The sequence below is a fragment of the Magnetococcales bacterium genome, assembly GCA_015232395.1.
Lineage (GTDB): Bacteria > Pseudomonadota > Magnetococcia > Magnetococcales > JADFZT01 > JADFZT01.
In genome coordinates, this window is record JADFZT010000062.1 from 22,667 (window position 1) to 28,949 (window position 6,283).

The 6,283-nt window shown below is 52.1% G+C and carries 4 protein-coding genes; 2 read left to right on the top strand and 2 right to left on the bottom strand.

Going from position 1 to position 6,283, the window contains the following annotated elements; translation table 11 throughout:
* Positions 1 to 117 precede the first annotated feature (117 nt).
* Both HQL52_15260 and HQL52_15265 read right to left on the bottom strand, forming a co-directional pair.
* Positions 118 to 711, bottom strand: a complete 594-nt coding sequence (locus tag HQL52_15260; GenBank protein ID MBF0370808.1) for a NapC/NirT family cytochrome c — start codon at positions 709 to 711, stop codon at positions 118 to 120.
* A 791-nt stretch (positions 712 to 1,502) separates the two neighbouring features.
* The gene (locus HQL52_15265; GenBank protein ID MBF0370809.1) at positions 1,503 to 2,324 is read right to left on the bottom strand and encodes a CZB domain-containing protein; all 822 of its coding nucleotides are present in this window, start codon (positions 2,322 to 2,324) and stop codon (positions 1,503 to 1,505) included.
* Between the two features lie 435 nt (positions 2,325 to 2,759).
* On the opposite strand from HQL52_15265, the gene HQL52_15270 reads away from it, so the two are divergent.
* Entirely contained in the window at positions 2,760 to 4,895 is a 2,136-nt protein-coding gene (locus HQL52_15270; protein ID MBF0370810.1) for a hypothetical protein, read from the top strand.
* Between the two features lie 130 nt (positions 4,896 to 5,025).
* Entirely contained in the window at positions 5,026 to 6,066 is a 1,041-nt protein-coding gene (locus tag HQL52_15275) for a GDP-mannose 4,6-dehydratase (protein ID MBF0370811.1), read from the top strand.
* Positions 6,067 to 6,283: the final 217 nt, after the last annotated feature.

Consider the following 6,283-nt stretch of genomic DNA (forward strand, 5'->3'; position numbering starts at 1 on the left):
CAATCCCCCCCGCTTTTTTTTTAATAGTATAAAGTCAAAACCCTCAACCGCATAAAAAAACGCCCCGGAAACAACAGCTCCCGGGGCGTTTCGAAAACTCATCCATCCAGAAGGAAATTATCCCTCCTCTTCCTCTTCTTCTTCCTCAGGCTCTTCAGGCTCCTCGTGGGCAATACCCGTGTGACAATCAATACACTGCTCGCCCGCCTTGATCGCCTTGCCATGCTTCTTGCGAGCGGAACGATCCTGCTCTTCTAAATCCATCGCATCGAAATCATGGCAGCTCAAGCACTCCTTGGAGTTCCTGGCGCGCATCTTGTCCCACACCGCATTGGCCATCGCCCAACGACCCGCTTCATACTTTTCCTTGGTGTCGTAGGTGCCCAAAATGTAGTGATAGGTGTCCTTGGAAGCCATCATCTTGGCTTTCATCTTGGCAAACCAACCACCCACACTGTCCGCCTTGGGTACATGACAATCCGCACAAGTAGCCCGCACACCTGAGGGACTCTTGTAGTGAACAGTCTCCTTGTACTCCTCATAGGCGTAAGACATCTCATGGCAGGAAACACAAAACTCCATGGAGTTGGACATCCCCAAAGCACCGTTGAAGATAATCCAACCAAACATGCCCACCATCATCCCTGCAAACACCACCAAGCCCAAAGGCTTATTGCTCGGGCTTTTCAGCAATTCCCAAATTTTCTTCATTGTCTCTCCTCTCCTCCACTCCAGTCGATCTTCCCTGCCAGAGAAAAGGACCCTCCCGGATTAGAGACCGGTGAGCCCTGGGGATCGAAAAAGGTGGTCCGGCCACAACCGCCACCCCTTTTTTCGGATCCACTCCCTGGACCGTTAATCTCATGCCGACCGTCCCCCCTTTGCGGGTGTCTTTTTGGATACTTTGGCGGCATGCCGGATACTCCGTTGACCCCTCCACCCCTCAAAGCATCTCAAGGGTGCTTTCAATCGTCACCGAGACATCAAAAGCCACTGTCCAATAACGATAGATCCAAAGCGGTCAGGCACAGGATCTTATGTTTATTTTACCACCTCTTCAACCTTCCGATGAAAAGAGGGGCTCTGGAAGCACCCCCCAAGCCTGTGGAAATACCTTCCTAACGACGGCTTTATCCACACTTGAAACCGAGGAATTGAAAATGTTTTACCCTTCATTAACAAACCACTAGATAAATACAGGCAGAAACAGATCCGGGGGGAAATTTTCCCTCAACCAAGGAAGCGGAATTAACAGAGACAAAATCACCCGGAGAGGCAAAATCATCCCCTGACGGAGAGAAAAAGGGGTGCTTTGATCATCTCGGAGAAAGCTTGGGGGAAGGTCGGAAAGGGGTGACAAAAATAAAGTTGGACCCGGTATTTCGAGATCACCAGGTCCAACTTTATTCCGGATCAAAAACAGGGTGGTTTTAAGGAAAAAAAAGCCATCGCCCCGGGGTATAACCCATGGGCCTGCCAAACCGGCAATCCCCGGGTGTGAATCAATCGAGGAAAGGACCAGCGCTGACCATGGATTCGCTATCCAGGAGTTTAAAATCCACCACGCTCAACAGATGGATGATCTCCCGGCTGAGTTGCTGCACTTCTTTATAGGCCTTTTCCGCTTGGGCATCCCGCCGGTGCCTGAGAGCGGCAATGGCTTCTCTGGCCCGGTCATGAAACGCCTTGTGGCAGTCATTCAGGTGTTTAATCTCATCAAACTGGCCATAACGCTTCAGGCCGACGGTGTGAATCCACACCCCCAACGGACACCCTTCAGCACTCACCAGGGCTACGTTGCGGCCTCGATGACGAAAGGCCCGGTCCATATTGCGCAGCCATTGCAGATGCACCAGGCGGGAGCGGTTGACCGCCAGCACTCCGGCATCCACCAGCTCATATTCATCGGAACCGCCGAACAGGCGACCGAGAATGTTTTTCACTGGTTGGGCAATGGAGTGGACCACCCCGTGGCTTCCCAGATGATCCAGCTCCAGGGAGGTGAGTAAAAAGAGAATTTCCCGGCTCAAATTCCGAACCTTTTCCAGCTCCTTTTCAGCCACCTCACGTCCTTGAGAGTGAAAACCCGAGGAGAGGCGTTCAGCCACCTCGTGGAATTGCCGATGCACCTCCACCAGTTGGATGGCGGCGTCGAACCCACCGGGTTGGGCCAGGCCGCTGCCGTGGAGCCAGACACCCAGATCGCAGTTTTCGTGGTTGGGAAGCCACACCTCTTTGCGACCTCCGGATATCAGAGCCTCCAGGGAGAGTTCCCAGTTGAGATGAACTACCCGAGCGATATTGATATCCAACCTGTTTGCCATGACATCCACCTGTTTTCGGTCTGGAATGATTGACCATATGAACAATGAACTGGGAAGATACGCTCCGGTTGGGAGACAACCCCTTTCAAAGCCCGAACATAATCGTCTAGGCTAATATACACGCGTTTCAAGCTAAGAAGACCCAAAAAAGTTCAATCCCAACAAAGCCATTCGCTGATCGGGTCGCGCTTTTCTCCCCAGACCTTCCCACCCATCACTCAAAAGGAAGGGGGCTGGTTTCTTAGCTTGGTCACAAAGGGAATCATGAACCGCTGGTTTTCACCCTGACCAACGGTTTCACGTCCGATAAAAAAAGGCTAGTGTAGCAGCATCTGTTTTCCCACAAAAAAACAGGGGAAACAGACAGGCAGAACCATCTCAAGCAAGCCATTGGATTCCCGATTTCACCACCGGGAAGGTTAAGGGTACGGATTGATGTCCCTCTTTTCTCAAACCCGGGATTTTTTTCAGGCCTCCCAGCGCGCCCGGCTCAACCAGCGGTTGGAAAGCGCCTTCCCCTTTTTAAAGCACCTCTCTTTTTTGGCTGGATTATTCATTTTCAGCTTTTTTTTCCACCAGCTTTCCCTCACCCCCTACGACCTGCGCCAGCTGCCTCCGGAAGCGGATGATGTCTATGCCTATGCCCTGCGGGGGATGCTTTTGGAAGAGTGTCTGACAGATCCGTGTGGGGGGGTGGAGGAGATCAAGCGGCGTACCTTGGATGAAGGGGGGGAGATACCGAAAAACCTCGATGAACTGACTCTGTTTCTACGCTTGAGCCATCTGGGGCCTCCTCTGCATCCCGCTTTGATGACCGGCTTTCACGCCTTGGGGTTGGATTGGCTGGCGAGTTACCAGGCGGTGGGGGTGCTTACTTTTGGGCTGTTGGTGGTGGGGGTGGCGGGGCTGTTGTGGGTGTTGGTGGGGCCTGGGGCTGCGGGGGTGGGGCTGTTTCTCTTGGGGGTGCATATTTTTCGCTCCCAGGGATTGACCTTGCCGCCGGTACCGGGGCGGCTGGCTCTTGGTATCGCTCTCATCGCCTGGTGGTTGATTGTGGCGCTGCCCAAGCCGAGGCCTTCTCTCTCTCTTTTTTGGGTCATTCTGCTCCTTCTCACCCATCCGATAGGGGTGGCTTTGGGGGGGGTGACGGCTGGTTTTCATGCCTGGGTGGCTTTTCCCAAGCGCCCCGGGGAAGCGGTTGGGGTGTTTGTGACGGGGGCTGTGCTGGTGGTTTCCGTTTGGCTGGCCCCTCGATTTCTTTCCCACCCGGAGCTTTTTTTTCAGCCTCTTTCCTGGTTTCCGGCTGACCCGGCTTGGCAGGGATGGGCGGGGATAAAGCACAACATTGCGGGAGCCCAAGGGACTCTTCTCAGTGATGCCGGGCTCTATGGCGGTATCCTTCCTTGGGGGGTGGCGCTGTTGGTGGGGTGGCTGACGTTGACCAGAGCCCGCCGTTATCATCTGACAGGCATTTTGCTGGGGGTGGCTGGATTGTTGGGGCTGAGTCTGGTGATTATTTTTCCCGGCCACGAAGCGAGTGTTTTCAACCGCATTTGGGTTCCTTTTGCTATTTTACTGGCTGGTATTTTCGGTCGCGGGGCTTGGTCTGTGGTAGCGTTCATACCGCAACTTTATGCCACTTGGCGAAAGGCCTTCTCCCCTCGGGAAGCTCTCCCCCCTCAAACCAGCCTTTCTCTCCCCTGGCCCACTCTTGCACTGGTCACCCTCCTCTGGTTTGCCATGAGCGCCACCATCGCCTGGAGCGGCTTTCAGCATCAATATCAGGGTTATTTCAAGCATCATGAAATGCATGCCCGGTTTTTATTACGCCAGGATCATGCGCCTGACTGGGAGCAGCCTCGGCTTCTGACAGAACTCTTTCAGGAGGGGGATTTGATCCGCTATGGGGATATTGTCACTTTGAGCCACTATCTTTTAGCGGGTGCTCAGGATATTCCAGCTCTTTTTGATGCTTCTCCCCGGGCCTCTTTGGAGCCGGGGGTACGATTTATTGCGGTGCAAAATCCTCTTCTTGGCAAAAAGGGGGCGTTTAGCTGGCCTGGTAATTTTCGTCAGGGGGGATTTCAGCTTCAACCGGGGGGGTGGCTTGGGCTTTCTGCCGAGCGCCCCATTTCCTGGCGCAGCTTGAAGTTTCGGGTGCAAAACCCTTCACAGCAAGCTGTTACCCTCTCTTGGCGCGCTTGGCAGGATGGCTTTACCTCACCTCCGGATCATCCTGGTTTCAGCGTGCCGCCGGGAGCGGACGATTGGTTTATCCTGGCGGAACCTCCTGGCACGGGGGAGCGTTTTCAGCTCTATCTTCCGGTGGACTCTTCTCAGCTGGTTCGGATCAAGGGGATTCGCACGGATGGTTTGACTCGGCCTCGTTTTCCCTGGGGGAGTGGTATTCGCCTTCATTTTGATCGCAAAGCAGGTTTTCCCAGTCAGTGGCAGCTGCGTTTTGACGGCTCCAGCTTCAGTCGGTGGATTCCTTTGGGGCATGATGCTCAGGTGATTGCGGATGGTGGGTTTACGCTTTTGCTGGAGCTGGATCCTTATGACCATCCTTAGGGAATTTTCTCTGAAATGAATCAAGATCCTTATTTGATCTGCCGAAGAGGAAAGATGGGAAAAAACTTGCGCCTCTTGGGGTTTACGGCCCACGATGGTGTGATGGATTGACCGCCAACGAAATGATGCCATGAAAAAGACTATTCTCGTCACGGGTGGGGCTGGCTTTATTGGCTCCAATTTTGTTCATCATCTGATGGCCCACTACCCTGATTATCGCATTGTCGTGGTGGACACCCTTACCTATGCTGGTTCTTTGAACAATTTACCGGAGCCTTTCCGCAACAACGACAATCCTGACTATCGATTTTGGTATGGCAATGTTTGCAATGCCGAGTTGATTCATGTGTTGGTATCGGAGGCGGATTATGTGGTTCATTTTGCGGCTGAGACCCATGTGACCCGTTCGATTTTCGACAATTGGCTTTTTTTCCAGACGGATGTTATTGGCACGCAGGTAGTGACCAACGCCATTTTGAAATTCCGGGAGAAGGTGAAGCGTTTTATTCACATTTCCACGTCTGAGGTGTATGGCACGGCGATTGGTGCATCCATGGATGAGGAGCATGCGTTAAACCCCATGAGTCCGTATGCCAGTGCCAAGTGTGGTGCGGATCGGTTGGTATATTCGTATTGGGCGACTTATCAGGTACCGGCGGTGATTATTCGTCCTTTTAACAATTTCGGTCCTCGGCAGCATTTGGAGAAGGTTGTTCCGCGATTTATCACCAGTGGGATTATGGGTGAGCCTATGACGGTTCATGGTGAGGGTGAGGCGGCGCGGGATTTCATTCATGTGGATGATGTGTGTCGTGCGGTGGACATGATACTTCATGCTCCTTCGGATAGGGTAGAGGGGGAGGTTTTTAATTTAGCCAGTGGTGGTCATCGTTCCATCAAGGAGATTGCTCAGGATATTTCTCGTTTGATGGATTTGGATGAGGCCAGTGCGGTTCAGTATTGTTCTGATCGTCCGGGTCAGGTGGTGCGTCATACTGGCAATGCTGAAAAGTTGAAAAATCGTTTAGGTTGGGAGCCTCGGTTGACTTGGGAGGAGGGTCTCAAAAGCACTATTCAGTGGTATCGGGATAATCCGGATCATTGGCGGGAGCAGCAGTGGATGCGTACGGTGCCTATTGTGACGGCTCAGGGCAAGTTGGAGTATCATTAATCTTTAATCTTTTGATTTTAAACTAGTAAAAAAAAAGATGGGGGGAGTTGGGGGGAATTCTTTCCTCCCAAGGTCTTTCTTTTGATCTTAATCTTTTGATTTTGATCTTAATCTTAATCCTTTGATTTTGATCTTAATCTTTTGATTTTGATCTTAATCTTTTGATTTTGATCTTAATCTTTTGATTTTGATCTTAATCTTTTGATTTTGATCTTAA